A 16,354-nucleotide genomic window follows, 5' to 3' on the forward strand; every position below is an offset into this window, starting at 1 on the left:
TTGCTAAAATATTTGGCGGGGACAGATTGGCAACCCGCGGCCCCTATCGAACTTCCGATGTCAAGCCGTCGGCTGTCATGGCAGAATCCTGCCACGCAGCCCGCCCGTCATGGAGGAAATGGTCATGTTCCGTATCGTCATCCTGCTCGCCGCCCTGATACCGGCTTTTGCATTCGCGCAGGATAGCCATCACCATCATGGTGATCATGGCGCCGATCATCAGATCATGGCGGCTCCGCGCCAGGCCGGCCAGTCCACTTTCGCCGCGATACAGGAAATCGTTGAAATGCTGCAGGCCGATCCTGATACCGACTGGAGCAAGGTCGACATCGAGGCTTTGCGGCAGCATCTGATCGACATGGATAATGTCACCTTTCGCGCAAAGGTTCACAGCACGCCGATCGATGGCGGCATGATATTCACCGTCGAGGGGGAAGGGGCGGTCCAGGACTCGATCCGTCGCATGGTGGTCGCCCATGCCGATACCATGAACGGTATCGAAGGCTGGACGATGAAAGCCGCCGAGACCGATCGCGGTGCGACGCTGTCCGTCGTCGCTCCCGCGCGAGATCAGAACAAGCTGAAGGCGCTCGGCTTCATCGGCGTGATGACACTCGGCATGCATCATCAGCAGCATCACCTGATGATCGCCCGCGGCGACCATCCGCACCACTGAGCTGACGGGTGCGGCGCGGTCGCTGCGTCACAACTTGGTCATGCGCAGGCGCAAGGCATTCCCCACGACGCTGACCGACGACAGCGCCATGGCGGCGGCGGCGATGATCGGCGACAGCAGGATGCCGAAGCTGGGATAGAGGATGCCCGCGGCGATCGGGATACCTGCGGCATTGTAGATGAAGGCGAAGAACAGGTTCTGCCGGATGTTGTTCATGGTGGCCTGCGACAGCCGACGGGCGCGGACGATGCCGCCGAGGTCGCCCTTGAGCAGAGTGACACCCGCGCTTTCCATGGCGACGTCGGTGCCGGTGCCCATGGCGATGCTGACCTCGGCCGCCGCCAGCGCCGGCGCGTCGTTGACGCCGTCGCCGGCCATGGCGACGATACGCCCCGCCCGGCGCAGCTTCGCCACCACGGCGCTCTTCTGATCGGGCAGGACTTCGGCCTCGATGTCGGCGATGCCGAGCCGTCGCGCCACTGCCTGGGCGGTGGTGCGGTTGTCGCCGGTCAACATGATGACCTTGATGCCTTCGCTTGCCAGCGCCGTCAGGGCCGCAGGCGTCGACGACTTCACCGGATCGGCGATGGCAAAGAGACCGGCCGGCGCGCCGTCGATCGCCATGGCGATCACGGTGGCACCTTCGGCGCGCATGCGTTCTGCTTCGGCTTCGAGGGGACGGATGTCGATGCCGCGCGAGGCCATGAAGCCGGCGTTGCCGAGCAGGATTACTCGGCCCGCGACCGTGCCCGTCGCGCCCTTGCCCGTCGGCGAATCGAAATCGGCGACGTCGGCAAGAGCTAGGTCGCGCTCCTTGGCGGCGCGGACGATGGCGTCCGCGAGCGGGTGTTCGCTGGCCCGTTCGACGCTGGCTGCGAGCCGCAGCAGCTCGTTCTCGGCAAGTCCCGAGGCCGGCACCACCGACACCACCTTCGGCTTGCCTTCGGTCAGCGTTCCGGTTTTGTCGATCACCAGCGTGTCGACCTTCTCCATCCGCTCGAGCGCCTCGGCATTCTTGATCAGGACGCCTGCCTGGGCGCCGCGGCCGACGCCGACCATGATCGACATCGGCGTGGCGAGTCCGAGCGCGCAGGGGCAGGCAATGATCAGGACGCTCACCGCGGCGACAAGGCCGAAGGCCATGCGTGGTTCGGGGCCGAACGTCGCCCAGGCGCCGAACGCGATGAGGGCCGTGACGATGACGACGGGAACGAACCAGCCGGAGACCTGGTCGGCCAGGCGCTGGATCGGTGCACGCGAGCGCTGCGCTTCGGCCACCATCTTCACAATCTGGGAAAGAAGCGTGTCGCGACCGACCTTCTCGGCCCGCATGACAAAGCCGCCAGACTGGTTGAGTGTGCCCGCGATTACGCGGCCGCCGGCTTCCTTGGTCACTGGCATGGATTCACCGGTCACCAGGGATTCGTCGAGCGACGAGCGGCCTTCGAGAATGACCCCGTCCACCGGCACCATCTCGCCGGGGCGCACCCGCAATCTATCGCCGACCGCGAGAGTGTCGATCTCCACCTCACGTTCGGCACCGTCATCGTCGATCCGCCGGGCGGTCTTCGGCGCGAGCTGCAGCAGGGCCTTGATCGCGCCCGAGGTCGCCTCGCGCGCCCGCAATTCGAGCACCTGGCCGAGCAGCACCAATACGGTGATCACCGCGGCGGCTTCGAAGTACACCGCGACCGTGCCGCCATGGCTGCGGAACGCGGACGGGAAGGCGCCGGGCGCGAGCGTGGCGACGAGGCTGTAGACATAGGCCACCCCGGTGCCGATGGCGATCAGGGTGAACATGTTGAGGTTGCGGGTCAGGATCGACTGCCAGCCGCGGACGAAGAAGGGCCAGCCCGCCCAGAGCACCACGGGCGTGGCGACCGCGAGCTGAATCCAGTTCGACAGGGTGGGATCGACCCAGTTGTGCGGCCCGATGATGTGACCGCCCATCTCCAGCACCACGGCCGGCAAAGCCAGCACGAGGCCGATCCAGAAGCGCCGCGTCATGTCGGCGAGTTCGGGATTGGGACCGGCCTCCAGCGACGCCACTTCCGGTTCGAGAGCCATGCCGCAGATCGGGCAGCTGCCCGGACCGACCTGTCGGATCTCCGGATGCATCGGACAGGTGTAGATGGCGCCGGGCGGAGGCGGCGGTTCCGGCGTCCGGGCAGTCTTGTCGAGATATTTCACCGGGTCGGCGACAAATTTGGTGCGGCAGCCTGCGGAGCAGAAGAAGTAGGTTTCGCCGTGGTGCTCGGCACGGTGCTTGGCCGCGGCGGGGTCGACGCTCATGCCGCAGACCGGGTCGATGGCCTTGGCGGATTCGTCGCGGACGGCTGCCGGGACTGTGCCGCTGCAGCAGGAGGATGTCGCGGGCGGGAGGGCGTTCTTTGCCGCGCCGGCGCTGCCGCAGCCGCCGGAACCAGTTCCGGCTGAACCGTGTCCCGAGGAACCAGTTGCCGAAGAACCTGGGGCATTGTGGTCGTTGTCGGAACCCATCCGCCGTCTCCAATCGCGTGGGAAGGTTTCGCTTGTGGGCAAATACCCCCATGGGGTATATAACGGCAATGCGAAACGAACTCAAGGCTTCGGTCACGAAACGTCTCAGCCGCATCGAAGGGCAGGTGCGCGGTCTCGCCAGGATGGTGGAGGACGATCGCTACTGCATCGACATCATCACCCAGATCGCGGCGGTGCGCGCCGCGCTTCGCCGGGCCGAGGACGAGATTCTCAAAGACCATGTCGCCCACTGCGTCGAGCACGCGGTTGCCAGCGGCGACAGGGCGGACCAGCGGGACAAGATCGCTGAACTGGTCGCGCTGATCGGCCGTGTGGAACGTTGAAGCAAAGCCGGACCGGCGCGTTTCCGCACATTTCTGCAATTGACAGCGTTCGCGGGCGGACCTTCTTCCGCCGGCATTCGTTGCATGGCGGGGCAGGGCAAAACTCGAAAGGATCAGCCCCATGCGCGCCCAGGACATGATCAGCACCCATCCACACGTCCGTGGCAACCTCAATGACTCCCTGATCCGCTGTATCGAGGAGTGCTACACCTGTGCCCAGGTCTGCACCTCGTGCGCCGACGCCTGCCTGGCCGAGCCGATGGTGCAGCAGCTCACTCAGTGCATCCGTCTCAATCTCGATTGCGCCGATGTGTGCAACGTCACAGGACGGCTGGTGACGCGCCGCACCGGGTCCGACGAGGAACTGATCCGGCGCATGCTTCATGCCTGCGCCGCCGCCTGCCGGATGTGCATGGAGGAATGCGAGCGTCACGCCGGTCAGCATGAGCACTGCAGGATCTGCGCCGCCGCCTGCCGTGATAGCATGGAAGCCTGCGAGGCCGCCGGCCGCAGCATGGCTCATTGATCACTGCGCGCCGACCCAGATCCGTTCAGGTCAGGGCAAGGCGGATGGTGACGAATGTCCCGCCCGGGCCGGATCGGGTTTCCATGGTCCCCCCGATCTGTGCGACCAGCGCCGCGATGATGCGGCTGCCGAGGCCCTCGGATCGTGCCGGAGCAGTTGTGTCGTAGCCCCTGCCGTCGTCGGAATAGGTGAAGACGTAGGTTCCATCCTTGCGCTCCAGTCCGATCACCACCGACCCGGGTCCGGAGAAGGCGTGCTTGGCCGAGTTCGTGAGCAGCTCGGCGGTGATCGAGGAGAGCACCATGGCCTTGGTTCGCGACAATTCAATGTCGCAGGGCCTGCAGGTGACAAGGATAGCGCTACTGCTGAGCGCGCCGAGGATCTCGGAGGTCAGGGTCTCCAGAAACGGTCCCATCAGCACGATCTGCATGTCGGGGCTGTAAAGCAGACGGTTGATGCGGCTCATCACCTCGAAGCGTGTTGCGGCGGCGTCGATCACCTCGGGCGCTGTTTCGGGGTGGCGCAGAACCAGGGCGCGATTCCGCTGCAGCATTGCCGAGACCACCTGCAGATTGTTCGCGGTGCGATGCTGCAGCTCCTTGAACAGGGTCGACGACAGGTCCCGCTCGCGCTCGAGCGTGCGCATGGTCTCGTTGAGGCCGCGGACGACAAGCAGGACGACAGCCGCAGAGAAGGCGTAGAGCGCCACCGAGATGTGGCCGGCCGGCCATTCCAGTTTCCATGACCCGCGTGGGGGGATCCATAGATACCAGGCGGCGAGTCCACCGATGATGGCGGCGAGAATGCCGGCCTTGCGCCCCCCGACCAGGGCGGCAATCACCATGGTGGGAAACAGCAGCACGTAGGGCAGCGCGAGATAGGGATCGAGCAATTCGCGAATGGCGATGCCGCCAAGCGTCAGGCCGGTGGCGATGCCGTAACCGGCAGGGGTGTCCTGAAATTTGCGGATTCCTCCGATCAGCCAAACGAGGCGCGTGGTCTCGATCGGCCGGAGGTCATTCGGCATGCGGCAACCTTGTTGCATTCCCGCCGGACAAAGAGCCGGGAGGTCGGCCATTCAGCCCTTCAGCATGCCGGTTCCCCCAGCCTCGCGCAATGATCGGCTTGACGGGAATCCGATCAGGTCTGCCGAATTGTCCCGGCTCACCTTTGTACCTTTTGAAAGGACTGCAGATGATTCGATTGACCCGCGGCTTTGTCGCCTTTGCGGCCATCATAATGGCCGGCTCGGCCCAGGCTCTCCCGATTCAATCGTCCCTGGGGTCCTACACCGGTTTGATCATGGTGCGTGGTGGCCATGGCGGCAGCCACGGACACGGCGACGGCCACGCGCACGGCAATCGCGGCCGGCATCTCGGCTGGTATATCGGCCGGCACCAAGGCTGGAGCCACTCCCACCGTCATTGGCATCACCGGTAAGAGAGCTCGCCTGTTCTGATTTTTCCTCCTCGGAACGCCGCCTCGGCCCGATGGTTGGCCCCCTGACTAGCCGACGCCGGCAAGCTCGCCGGGCCGGAACAGGAGCATTCCGCGGCTCTGCGGCGCGCGAAAGGAGGAGAAGGCATGTACAAGACAGCTATTGCGGCCGCGGCCGTGTTGACGGCCCTGATGACGACGGCGGCTTCGGCCGCGCCGCTTCCGGCGGCGCCGACGGATACCGCCGGATATTCCGATATCGATCAGGTGCGGCTGGTCTGTAACGAAGACGGGCAGTGCTGGCGCAGCCGCCGGCCACGCTATGTCCGGCGGTACGAAGAGGGTGTCGTCGCGCGTCACAGCTACGCAGCGTGATCGCGACCGTCACCTGGATCGTCGGCTCGGCGCTGTTGTCGTACGATCTCTCCCATTTTGCCAATTACGACGCCACCTATGGCTCGCATGGCGCCGCGACCGGCCTGATGATCTGGATGTGGATGTCGACCGTCCGGCGCGGGGCGGCGATGACCGATACGGTCGGCGAGGCGAAGTGAGCCGCTCAGGGCAGCTGCAGGTATCGGGATCGGCAATGCGTCGAACCGCTGCGCATTCCGGCAAGGCTTGATTTACCCTGCATTCCGCTTTCGCCGTCGTGGGGCGGCCGGAACCGCGGATTTAGTCATTCTTAACGCAACGCGCTAACCAGCCCTTGCCTCATGGCTGCTTTGATGGCCGCCGGGAGGACTGGACGATCATGAACGGCCGGCCACTTGACGCCAGGATGTTTACCGCGCTGAGCGCGACGAACGAGGCAATTCTGCGCTCCACGAGCCCGGAAGAACTCTATCAGAAGGTCTGCGATGCCGCGGTCTACGGCGGCGACATCAAGTTCACCGGCGCGTTGCTGCCGCTGCCGGACGGCTCGCTGCGCATCGCGGCCGCAACCAGCCAGAGCGGCCCGGTGCCGCCGACGACGATCTCCGTCGATCCCGACTGCGAACGTGGCCAGGGCCCGAGCGGTATCGCCTTCCGCAGCGGACGATCCGCAACCTGCAATGATGTCTTCAACGACCCGAAGATGCGACCGTGGATCGAGGAGAACAGGCGCAATGGTATCGGTGCCGTCGCTGCGGTGCCGATCCTGCGCGCCGGCACGAGCATCGGCGTGTTTCTGTTCTGCCTGGGCGAGGCGGGGGCGCTGACGAGCGAGATCGTCGCGCTGCTCGAGCGCATGGTGGAGAACGTCTCTTTCGCCCTCGATGGTTTCGACCGAGAGAGGCAGCGGCGGCAAGCCGAGGCGGCGAGCCAGCGTGCCTTCAACATCTTCAAGGCCCTCAGCGCAACCAATGAAGCCATCCTGCGCTCGTCCGACGCGAACGAGATGATGCAGAAGGTCGCCCAAGCCGTGGTCGACGGCGGCAAGCTGCTGGGCGCGGCCATTTTCCTCAAGGCCGCCGGGATGCCGGTGCTGCGACTCGCCGGCCACTCTGGTCCGGTGGCGGATATCATTGCGCAGATGAAGGTGTCGGTGGATCCGGACGTGCCCGAGGGCAAGGGCCTGGGCGGCAGCGCCTTTCGCACCAATCAGCCGACAATCAGCAACGACGTCCCCGGCGACATGCGCATCGCTCCATGGCGTGATCTCGCCATCCGTTCCGGCCTGACTGCCTGCGCGGCGCTTCCGATCCGCGACAACGGAGCACCGATCGGCATCATGTATTTCTTCTACAGCGAGGGGTACGGTCAGATCGAGGGGCCGCTTATCGAGTTGATGAGCCGAATCGCGGCCAATGTCTCGTTCGGGCTCACCCGCTTCGAGCAGGACCGGGCGCGCCGGGACTCCGAGCGTGAGCAGGAAAATCTCAATCGCATGTATGTCGCGCTGAGCGCGACCAATGAGGCGATCATGCGGGGGCAGACCCGCGACGAATTGTTGGGCCGGGTCTGCGACGCAGCTGTGCTGGGCGGAAAGTTCACCTCCACCACGATCGCACTGGCGCAGCCCGGCAGCGAATTCCTGGAGATCGTGGCCTCGCGCGGCAGGAATGCTGATCGCGTCCTGACCACCCGCTTCTCGACCTCGGCCGCGCACCCCCAGGGCCGCGGCTTGACCGGCACCGCCTTCCGCACGCGCCAGCCCTGCATCGCCCACGATTTTCTCGGCCATGACGGCACGCGCCACTGGCATAAGCTGGCAAGTGGCGGCGGTACGAAATCGGGCGCGGCCTTTCCGCTGCTCAAGGGCGACACCGTCGTCGGCGTCATCCTTTTTCTCTCTGCCGAGCACGACATTTTCACCCAGCCCATGGTCGATCTGCTGGCGAGACTGGCGGAGAACATCTCTTTCGCGCTGGCGAATTTCGAACGCGTCGAGGAAAAGCGTCGGGCTGAACGCCAGATCAGTTTTCTCGCCCGGCATGATCCGCTCACCGGGTTACCGAATCGCGCGACCTTCAACCACCTGATCGAGGCCGCCGTGAAAGAGGCGCGAGCGTCGTGCAGCGAACTCGCCGTGTTGTTCGTCGATCTCGATCGCTTCAAGGTCGTCAACGATTCCCTCGGCCATGCCGCCGGTGATCGGCTGCTCAAGGAGGTCGGGCGACGCCTGCGCGCCTGCACACGGCCGGGCGACGTGGTCGCACGACTGGGTGGCGACGAATTTGTCGTCCTGCTCAAGGCCTCGGCCGGGGACGGGTCGATCGCCAAGGCAGCCGGCCGTATCCTGCGGGCCATGGCCAGGCCGGTGTCGCTGCACGGCCATGAGTGCCAGGTGACGACCAGCATCGGTATTGCGCGCTTTCCGGCTGATGGTCTCGATGGCGATGAACTGATCAAGAACGCCGACCTTGCGATGTACGCTGCCAAGCAGGAAGGCAAGAACAACTTCCGATTCTTCACCCACCAGGCCGCGCTCCATTCAGTCGAACGCCTTTCACTCGAAGCCGATCTGCGCCGGGCCGTCGAGCAGAACCAGCTCAGGCTGCACTATCAGCCGAAATGCGGTACGATGAACGGTCGCCTCAGCGGTGTCGAGGCGCTGTTGCGCTGGCACCACCCGACATTGGGCGAGCAGCCGCCGATGAAATTCATCCCGCTCGCCGAAGAAAGCGGGATGATCATTCCGATCGGCCGCTGGGTCCTGAAGACTGCCTGCGAACAGAACATGGCCTGGCAGGAGATGGGCTTTCCACCGATGTCGATGGCCGTCAATCTGTCGCCGCGCCAGTTCCTCGATCCCGATCTCCTCAAGGACCTCGACGTGGCACTGAGGTTGGCCGGAATGAGGCCCGAACTGTTGCAGATCGAGATCACCGAGAGCATGATGATGCAGAACGTCGAGCGTGCGGTCGCGCTGCTCGAGGCCATCCGCAGCCGCGGTGTTCGCCTGGCCATCGACGACTTCGGCACCGGCTACTCTTCGATGTCGCTGATGAAGCGCTTCCCCATCGATACCATCAAGATCGACCGCTCCTTCGTGCGCGACGTCGCCGTCAGTGCCCAGGACCGGGCCATCGCCACGGCGATCATCAGCATGGGACACGCGCTCGGGTTGACGGTGGTGGCCGAGGGGGTCGAGACGATCGAGCAGGACCGCTTCCTGCGCGAGCGCCACTGCGACGAATTGCAGGGCTACCTTTTCAGCAAGCCGCTTCCGCCCGAGGAGATGCCGCGGTTTCTGGCCAGTTTGCCCCGGGATTGCGAACTCGCCGAGGTCGCCGCGCCATCGATTGTCGGCGAACTCGCCGAGGTCGAGTGCAGGGGGCTGAGTGAGAGCGCCATGTCGCGTTGCAAATCGCAATAGACGGGCGCCGTTGCGCGAAGGTGGAATGGTTGAATTCTGACGGAGCGGGACAGTTCGTCAGAATGGACTGCGGCCTCCGGCAGGGAGCTACCGGAGGCCGCGTCATTCACTTTGCCGCGCCTAGGTTCACGGCAAAGTGTGGGAGCTCGGAGGGGCGCCGCCGCCTAGTGTGGTGGATCTGACGCTCGTTTCAGTATTGCAGCGAGTTCTTCGATCGAGCGTCAGATCCAAAACCACACTAGAATCATAGTGATGCTAGTGTCCCCTTGTTTCCAACGTTCGTATGAGCGCCTGCTGCAATGGGATACGAACGTTGGAAACAGGACACTAGAATGGGAGCAGCACGTCGAGGACCTGCTGACCGTAGCGCGGCTGCTGCACGTCGCTGATCTGGCCGCGGCCGCCGTAGGCGATACGGGCTTCTGCGATTTTGGTCGAATCGATGGTGTTGTCGCTCTGGATATCCTCCGGCCGTACGATGCCGGCGACAATCAGCTCGCGGATTTCGAAATTGACCCGCACTTCCTGCTTGCCTTCGACCACCAGATTGCCGTTCGGCAGCACCTGGGTGACCACGGCGGCGACGTTGGTCTGCAACGCTTCCTGGCGATCGACGCTGCCTTTGCCGTCGCTGGAGGAGGTGGAGTCGGCGGTCAGCGTCCGGCCGGGCAGCGCCTTGGCCCATGTTCCCGACAGCCACTGCGATCCGAAGAAGGCGGTCGTGCCGCTGTTTTCGCTGTTGCTGCGGCTGCGCTTGGTCTCGTTGGCGATGTTGGCCTTGTCGGTGATGTTGACGCTTACGGTGAGGATGTCGCCGACCTGTGCGGCACGCTGATCCTTGAAGAAGGCGCGGGATCCGTTTCGCCACAGCGAGTTCGGATTGTAGGACGCCGGCTGCGGCGTCGGCATCGGCATCTGCACCGGCTTGTAGCCCGATTTGGTCGTCGGATTTTCGATGGCGCCGAGCGCCGGCCGCTCCCCGATCATCGACAGACGATCGATGGCCGAGCAGCCGCCAGAAAACGCTCCGAGCGCGGTCAGCAGGGCGAGAAGGGCGAGGCGGTTGAACACGCGAAAACTGGACATGGACGTTACTCGGCTTTTGGCGCTGCGGGCGACGAAGCGGGAAGGGAGGCGGTGGTGATCGGCTTGGGCGGCGACATCGACACCTGGCCGGGGGCGGTGACGACCCCCTGGACGGTGCGCTTGGATTGCAGATTCATGACCGACACCGCATCGCCTTGGCCGCCTGCCTCGAGCGCCTTGGCGCGCATGGTTAGGAACAGGCCGTCGGTCTGATAGACGAGGGTGACCATCTGGTCGCGTTGCACCATGTCGGGCCGCGAGAGGTCGTTCGCGCGAACGACCTGGCCGGCGCGCAGAGGCTTGCGGGCCTGCATGCCGATGGCGACGTCGCGACGGGCGCCGTCGCCTCCCAGTTCGGATTTCGGGCGGCGCTCGACGATGAGGTCGCTGGCTTTGAGGATCTCGCCGCGGTCGACGGCACGGGTCAGCACCGTGGCTTCGGTGGTCGCGACCGCGGTACCGGTGAAGCGCAGCCGGAGCGGTGTGCCGCCATTGGCATCGGCGATCTCGAACAACACGTCGAAGCGGTTGTTGCGGGCGTCGAAGCGCGTATAGGCAGGCTTGAGCTCGCCGCCGCTGGCATCGAGCTGAAGGGTGCGCAATTCGCGGTCGAACGTCACCGTGAGATCGGCGGCGTCGCCGAGGCCGTTGCGGTGCTCGAGCAGCCGGGCGATCTGCTGCTCGACCTCCTTGGAGGTGAGCTCGCGCGTCAGCCTCGTCACCGAGATTTCAGTGAGGCCGTGCGTGTCGACGCCGATCACGTTGTGGCTGCGCAGCGTCGCGAGCACCTCGGCCACCGAAAGCGATCCGGTGGTGCCGAGATCCGGCGCCCGATAGACGGCGATCTGTGCCGCGCTGCCGGCGTTGTCGATCAGGTCGCCGATACGCACGATCTCGCCGCTGACGCTGATAGTGGCGCGCAAGCTCGGGGCGGTAATGCCTTCTTCCTTCGATTGGGCGAGTGCGGCGTGGCCGCCGGTGATCAGGATGGCGACGAGCGCAAGGCTGCGCAGAACAAGGTTGCTTCGGCGAAGAGTGGTGGCGGTGCGGCGGACGAGGGTCATGGCTCGCTCGATCAGTTTCACGTCAGCGGAAGAGGTTGGTGGTCGACTGCATCATCTGGTCGGCGGCGCTGATTACCTTGGAGTTCATCTCATAGGCGCGCTGGGCGGCGATCAGGTCGGAGATTTCCGTCACCGATTCGACATTGGCCTGCTCCAGATAGCGCTGCTGCAGGTCGCCATAGCCGTCGTTGTTGGCGGTGCCGTCCTGCGGCGCGCCGGAGGCAGGCGTTTCCTTGAAGAGGTTGTCGCCGATCGGCTGCAGGCCGGCCTTGTTGATGAAGCGCGTCAGTTGAAGCTGGCCGAGCACGGTCGGGGTGGTCGAACCCGGCAGTGTGACCGAGACCTGGCCCTGGGAGTTGATGGTGAGCCCGGAGGCGTTGTTCGGCACCGTGATCGTCGGCTGCACCGGGTTGCCCTCGGCATTGACGATGCGGCCGGTGCCGTCGAGCGTGAAGGTGCCGTCACGGGTGTAAGCGAAGGTGCCGTCGGTGAGCTGGATCTTGAAGAAGCCCTCGCCGCGGATGGCGAGGTCGAGGTCGTTGCCGGTCTGCACCGGGGTGCCCTGGGTCATCGACCTCGGCGTTCCCACCGTCTTGACGCCGCCGCCGAGGTCCACGCCGATCGGCAGGATCGTGCCCTGGTCCGATGCCTGGGCACCGACGCGGCTGACATGCTCGTAGATCAGATCCTGGAACTCGGCCCGCTGCTTCTTGTAGCCGGTGGTCCGCATATTGGCGATGTTGTTCGAAATGACCTGAACGTTCAGTTCCTGGGCCGCCATTCCGGTCGCTGCGGTATAGAGGGCGCGCATCGCTCAATCTCCTTAGGCGGGCACTTCGGCCAATTTGTCGAGGGCCGACTTCCGCAGGTCGCCTTGCTGCGTCATGATCGAGGACAGCTGGGTATAGAGGCGCGTCACTTCGATCATCCGGCTCATCTCGGCGACCGCGACGACATTTGATTTTTCCAGGAAGCCCTGGCGCGGCTGGGTCTTGGTATCAGCCTGGGCGACGACGCCCTGCGGCGCCGAGTACAGATTGTCGCCTTCCTTCTGCAGCCGACGCGGTTCGGCGAAATTCACGATCCGCAGCTTGCCGCGGACGGAATCGGTGAGCGTCGTGGCGCCCTGGCGGACGGTGATGGTGCCGTCCTGGGCGATCATCGGTTCGACGTCGTTGGGCTGGAAGGTGATCGGCCCGTTGGTGCCGAGCACCAGGTTGCCGTCGGCGGTGACGAGCTGACCCTGGTTGTTGATATGAAGGGCGCCGTTGCGAGTGTAGCGCTCGCCCGCGGGGGTCTGCACCGTGAAATAGCCGTTGCCATCGAGCGCGACATCCAGCGGATTGCCGGTCGGCTCGGCCGCGCCCTGGGCGTGGTCGCGCCAGGAGGTGCGATCCTGGACATAGCTCAGCAGCCGGTCGCGGCCGACGAAATTGTCGGCCCGGGCGACGGGCATCAGATATTCCTCGAACGACGACCGGTCGGCCTTGTAGCCGGTGGTGTTCACGTTCGCGATGTTGTTGGCGATCACGTCCATCTGGCGCTCGAGCGTCATCTGGCGCGACAGTCCGATGAGGAGGGTATTCTCCATCGGCAATATCTCCCCTTGATGGATCGCGCCGGCAGCCCTCCCAAGGCGTTCGGCCGTTCCGTGCAGGCTGCTGTTCTCCCAAACCGCGGCTCGCCAAAGGGGCAAAGCGAGATGCGTGCCAGAGCCAAAAATGACGGTATTTCAAATAGATGAGTTTTTTGCCGGTTGCTGCGACCCGGCAATAAGGAATTGTTGACCATGTTTGCCCGGCAAAATTTTCCCAGTTGCCGCGGCAAAGAAAGGTTCCGTTAACCATTCCAAACCTAAGGTTACCGGACTGGGCGCCCATCGCGCCGGCGGCATTCGTATCGCGTCATATCAAGCCTGCACGGCAGCAAAACGGGTAAGCCCGATCGGGCAGGCGGGGGCGATGGCGGACGACGCGACGGAGCAGGGCGACGGCGAAGCAGGTGCCGGCGCACCAAAGAGCAGATTCAAACTGATCGTGGCCGGGGTGCTGGTGTTCGTCGTCCTGGCGGGCGGCACCACCTCCTATTTTCTCTTCATGCGCCCGAAGGGTGAGGAGAAGCACGTCGAGGAAAAGGTCAAGCCGCCGGTCTTCGTCGACGTCCCGGAGGTGCTGGTCAACCTGTCCGGCCTGCCGGGCGAGCGCGTGCAGTATCTCAAGGTCAAGATCGCCCTCGAGGTGAAGGAAGAGAAGCAGATCGAGGCGATCAAGCCGTCGATGCCGCGGGTCGTCGACATCTTCCAGACCTACATGCGCGAACTGCGCGCCGGTGACCTCAACGGCTCGGTCGGCCTGTTCCGCCTCAAGGAGGAGCTGACCCGCAGGGTCAATGCCGCCATTCAGCCGAATCAGGTCAGCGCCGTGCTGTTCAAGGAATTCATCGTCCAGTGAGCGGGATCTAGAGCGATGGCGCCAGGTGACGTCGACCAGGATGCGCTAGCCGCGGAGTGGGGCGCCTCGCTCGATTCCGAGGATCCGGAGGCTGCCGCCAACGAAGCTGCCGCCAACGAACTGACCGAGGCCATGGCCGAGCAATGGGCCGCCATGGTCGAGGAGAGCAGCCGCGGGCTGCAGACCAATTCGGGCGAGCGGGTCCTCACCCAGGAGGAGATCGACAATCTCCTCGGCTTCAGCGTCAGCGAGGTCAATCTCGACGACAATTCCGGCATCCGCTCGATCATCGATTCGGCAATGGTCTCCTACGAGCGCCTGCCGATGCTCGAGATCATCTTCGACCGGCTGGTCCGGCTGATGACGACGTCGCTGCGCAACTTCACCTCCGATAACGTGGAGGTCTCGCTCGATCGCATCACCTCGGTCCGGTTCGGCGACTACATGAATTCCATTCCGCTGCCGGCCGTCCTCGCGGTGTTCAAGGCGGAGGAGTGGGAGAATTTCGGCCTGGCTACCGTCGATTCCAGCCTGATCTATTCGATGATCGATGTGCTGCTCGGCGGCCGTCGCGGCACCACCTCGCTGCGCATCGAGGGGCGGCCCTACACCACCATCGAGACCAATCTGGTCAAGCGGTTGATCGAGGTCGTTCTCGCCGACGCCGAACAGGCCTTCCGGCCGCTGTCGCCGGTGCGTTTCACCATCGATCGGCTGGAGACCAATCCGCGGTTCGCGGCGATCAGCCGGCCGGCCAATGCCGCCATTCTGGTGCGCCTGCGCATCGACATGGAGGATCGCGGCGGCAACGTCGAATTGCTGCTGCCTTATGCCACCATCGAGCCCATCCGCGACGTGCTGTTGCAGATGTTCATGGGCGAGAAGTTCGGTCGCGACCCGATCTGGGAGGGCCATCTCGCCACCGAAATCGGGCGGGCGCAGATCGCTGTCGATGCCGTGCTCTACGAATCCGATATCCCGCTGCGCAAGCTGATGGAGCTCCAGGTGGGAGACACCCTGCCGCTCGGGCTGCGGGCCGATGCCACGGTTTCGATTCGCTGCGGCGATGTCACCCTGACCGAAGGGCGGATGGGGCGGGTGGGGGATCGCGTCGCGATCCGCGTGGTCAAGCCCCTGCGCAAGCCGCACATGACGCTTGCGATGTTTGAGAAGGCTGACGAGCAGACAAAGATGATGGAGGCACAATGAATCACTCGCTGGGCATGATCATCGAGACCCTGGTTGCGATGCTGCTGATCCTTACCATCGGCTATTGCATGCTGCTCAACAGCCGCCTCAAGCGGCTGAAGGCGGACGAGCAGTCGCTGAAGGCCACCATCGCCGAACTGATCACGGCGACCGAAATCGCGGAGCGGGCGATCGGTGGTCTCAAGGTGACGGTGCGGGACTGCAACGAAAACCTCGGTAGCCGGCTGGATTCCTCTGCCGATATGATCGCTGCGCTCGACAAGCGCTTGATCGCGGGTGAAGAACTGCTGCGGCGGCTGTCGCGGATCGTCTCGGCCGGCAAGCCCGGCGGAGAAGCCGCCCAGGTGCCGCAGGCGGCCTCCGTGACGGCGCCGGCCGCACCCGCCGTTCCCGCCGCGCCGAAGTCCATTCTTGCCGCGGCTCAGGCCTTCTCCGAGCGTCGGCGCAGCACTGGTCTCGCCGCATGAACGGATTTCGCAATTTCCGCATCCTTCCCCTGCTGCTGGTCGCGATCGTCTGCCTGGTCGGGCTGAAGGTGATGGGACTGGTGACGGAAGGCGGCTACATTTTCGTCGACCGTGCTCCCGCTCGCGAGAAGCCCCAGTCCTGGGCGCAGGACATGCTCAACTTCCCCGGCGGCAAGCGTGTGGCCGCAGGCGATCCCTCCGACATCACCGGCTCGGTCGCGGCCAGGAAGGACGACAAGCCTGCGGAGGACAAACCGGCCGAAAAGATCGTCGACCAGACGATGCCGGCGGACCAGGCGAAGCCGGTGTCGCCTTCCGAACGCGCCATCCTCGAGCGGCTGCAGGAGCGTCGCCAGGAGCTGGATGCGAGATCGCGTGAGATCGACATCCGCGAGAACCTGCTGCGCGCCGCCGAGAAGCGGATCGAGGGCAAGGTCGAAGAGATGAAAGCGGTCGAGGCCCGGATTGGTGCTGCCACCGAGCAGAAGACCCAGCAGGATGCTGCCCGCTTCAAGGGCATTGTCACGATGTACGAGGCGATGAAGCCCAAGGACGCGGCCAAGATTTTCGATCGGCTCGAGATGGGGGTACTGATCGAGGTGGCGATGCAGATCGCACCGCGCAAGCTGTCCGATATCGTCGGCCAGATGCAGCCCGACACGGCTGAGCGCTTGACGGTGGAAATGGCGCGACGGGCGTCCGGCGACAAGGCATCGCTGGCGGCTGGGCTGCCGAAGATCGAGGGGCGCTCGACGTCGGGCAATCCGCCGCCCGCGGCCAATTGAGGTCGATGG

The 16,354-nt window shown here is 64.6% G+C and carries 15 protein-coding genes and 1 pseudogene; 10 read left to right on the forward strand and 6 right to left on the reverse strand.

Going from position 1 to position 16,354, the window contains the following annotated elements; translation table 11 throughout:
* Window positions 1–124 precede the first annotated feature (124 nt).
* Window positions 125–676, forward strand: a complete 552-nt coding sequence (locus tag DB459_RS17885) for a hypothetical protein (protein ID WP_253706615.1) — start codon at window positions 125–127, stop codon at window positions 674–676.
* A 27-nt stretch (window positions 677–703) separates the two neighbouring features.
* On the opposite strand, the gene DB459_RS17890 is transcribed toward DB459_RS17885, so the two are convergent.
* Window positions 704–3,175: a heavy metal translocating P-type ATPase gene (locus DB459_RS17890; protein WP_371926771.1), complete on the reverse strand. Its 2,472-nt coding sequence runs from the start codon at window positions 3,173–3,175 to the stop codon at window positions 704–706.
* Window positions 3,176–3,243: 68 nt separating this feature from the next.
* Between DB459_RS17890 and DB459_RS17895 the strand changes: the two genes are divergently transcribed.
* Both DB459_RS17895 and DB459_RS17900 read left to right on the forward strand, forming a co-directional pair.
* Complete coding sequence (locus DB459_RS17895) at window positions 3,244–3,519, forward strand: metal-sensitive transcriptional regulator (protein ID WP_253706616.1); 276 nt, start codon at window positions 3,244–3,246, stop codon at window positions 3,517–3,519.
* 121 nt (window positions 3,520–3,640) lie between these two features.
* Window positions 3,641–4,045 (forward strand): four-helix bundle copper-binding protein, encoded by a 405-nt coding sequence (locus DB459_RS17900; RefSeq protein ID WP_253706617.1) that lies wholly within the window; start codon window positions 3,641–3,643, stop codon window positions 4,043–4,045.
* 25 nt (window positions 4,046–4,070) lie between these two features.
* On the opposite strand, the gene DB459_RS17905 is transcribed toward DB459_RS17900, so the two are convergent.
* Window positions 4,071–5,072 carry a sensor histidine kinase gene (locus tag DB459_RS17905; RefSeq protein WP_253706618.1) on the reverse strand — a complete coding sequence of 334 codons (1,002 nt, stop codon included), beginning with the start codon at window positions 5,070–5,072 and terminating at the stop codon, window positions 4,071–4,073.
* A gap of 557 nt (window positions 5,073–5,629) precedes the next feature.
* On the opposite strand from DB459_RS17905, the gene DB459_RS17910 reads away from it, so the two are divergent.
* From DB459_RS17910 to DB459_RS17920, 3 genes and pseudogenes are all read left to right on the forward strand, one after another.
* On the forward strand, window positions 5,630–5,857 hold the full coding sequence (locus DB459_RS17910) for a hypothetical protein (protein ID WP_253713754.1): 228 nt from the start codon (window positions 5,630–5,632) through the stop codon (window positions 5,855–5,857).
* Window positions 5,858–5,859: 2 nt separating this feature from the next.
* Window positions 5,860–5,991, forward strand: a pseudogene (locus tag DB459_RS17915) (YhjD/YihY/BrkB family envelope integrity protein); the annotation flags it as partial.
* A 245-nt stretch (window positions 5,992–6,236) separates the two neighbouring features.
* Window positions 6,237–9,284 (forward strand): EAL domain-containing protein, encoded by a 3,048-nt coding sequence (locus DB459_RS17920; protein ID WP_253706619.1) that lies wholly within the window; start codon window positions 6,237–6,239, stop codon window positions 9,282–9,284.
* 327 nt (window positions 9,285–9,611) lie between these two features.
* Here the strand turns inward: DB459_RS17920 and flgH are convergent, their stop codons facing one another.
* From flgH to flgF, 4 genes are read right to left on the reverse strand one after another with little or no spacing between them, the layout of a single operon-like run.
* A complete protein-coding gene (flgH, locus tag DB459_RS17925) occupies window positions 9,612–10,370 on the reverse strand; it encodes a flagellar basal body L-ring protein FlgH (RefSeq protein WP_253706621.1) in 759 nt (252 codons plus the stop codon).
* 5 nt (window positions 10,371–10,375) lie between these two features.
* Entirely contained in the window at window positions 10,376–11,434 is a 1,059-nt protein-coding gene (gene flgA / locus DB459_RS17930) for a flagellar basal body P-ring formation chaperone FlgA (RefSeq protein WP_253706623.1), read from the reverse strand.
* Between the two features lie 22 nt (window positions 11,435–11,456).
* Window positions 11,457–12,245, reverse strand: coding sequence for a flagellar basal-body rod protein FlgG (gene flgG / locus DB459_RS17935; RefSeq protein ID WP_253706624.1), 789 nt, complete (start codon window positions 12,243–12,245; stop codon window positions 11,457–11,459).
* A 12-nt stretch (window positions 12,246–12,257) separates the two neighbouring features.
* A complete protein-coding gene (flgF, locus tag DB459_RS17940) occupies window positions 12,258–13,025 on the reverse strand; it encodes a flagellar basal-body rod protein FlgF (protein ID WP_253706625.1) in 768 nt (255 codons plus the stop codon).
* 370 nt (window positions 13,026–13,395) lie between these two features.
* Between flgF and fliL the strand changes: the two genes are divergently transcribed.
* From fliL to DB459_RS17960, 4 genes are read left to right on the forward strand one after another with little or no spacing between them, the layout of a single operon-like run.
* Window positions 13,396–13,884 (forward strand): flagellar basal body-associated protein FliL, encoded by a 489-nt coding sequence (gene fliL / locus DB459_RS17945; RefSeq protein ID WP_253706626.1) that lies wholly within the window; start codon window positions 13,396–13,398, stop codon window positions 13,882–13,884.
* 15 nt (window positions 13,885–13,899) lie between these two features.
* Window positions 13,900–15,093, forward strand: coding sequence for a flagellar motor switch protein FliM (gene fliM / locus DB459_RS17950; RefSeq protein ID WP_253706627.1), 1,194 nt, complete (start codon window positions 13,900–13,902; stop codon window positions 15,091–15,093).
* Entirely contained in the window at window positions 15,090–15,560 is a 471-nt protein-coding gene (locus DB459_RS17955) for a DUF6468 domain-containing protein (RefSeq protein WP_253706628.1), read from the forward strand. The genes fliM and DB459_RS17955 overlap by 4 nt, the downstream gene beginning before the upstream one ends.
* Complete coding sequence (locus tag DB459_RS17960) at window positions 15,557–16,345, forward strand: MotE family protein (protein ID WP_253706629.1); 789 nt, start codon at window positions 15,557–15,559, stop codon at window positions 16,343–16,345. The genes DB459_RS17955 and DB459_RS17960 overlap by 4 nt, the downstream gene beginning before the upstream one ends.
* Window positions 16,346–16,354 lie beyond the last annotated feature (9 nt).

Source organism: Bradyrhizobium sp. WD16 (genome assembly GCF_024181725.1).
In the GTDB taxonomy this organism is placed as follows: Bacteria; Pseudomonadota; Alphaproteobacteria; order Rhizobiales; family Xanthobacteraceae; genus Bradyrhizobium_A.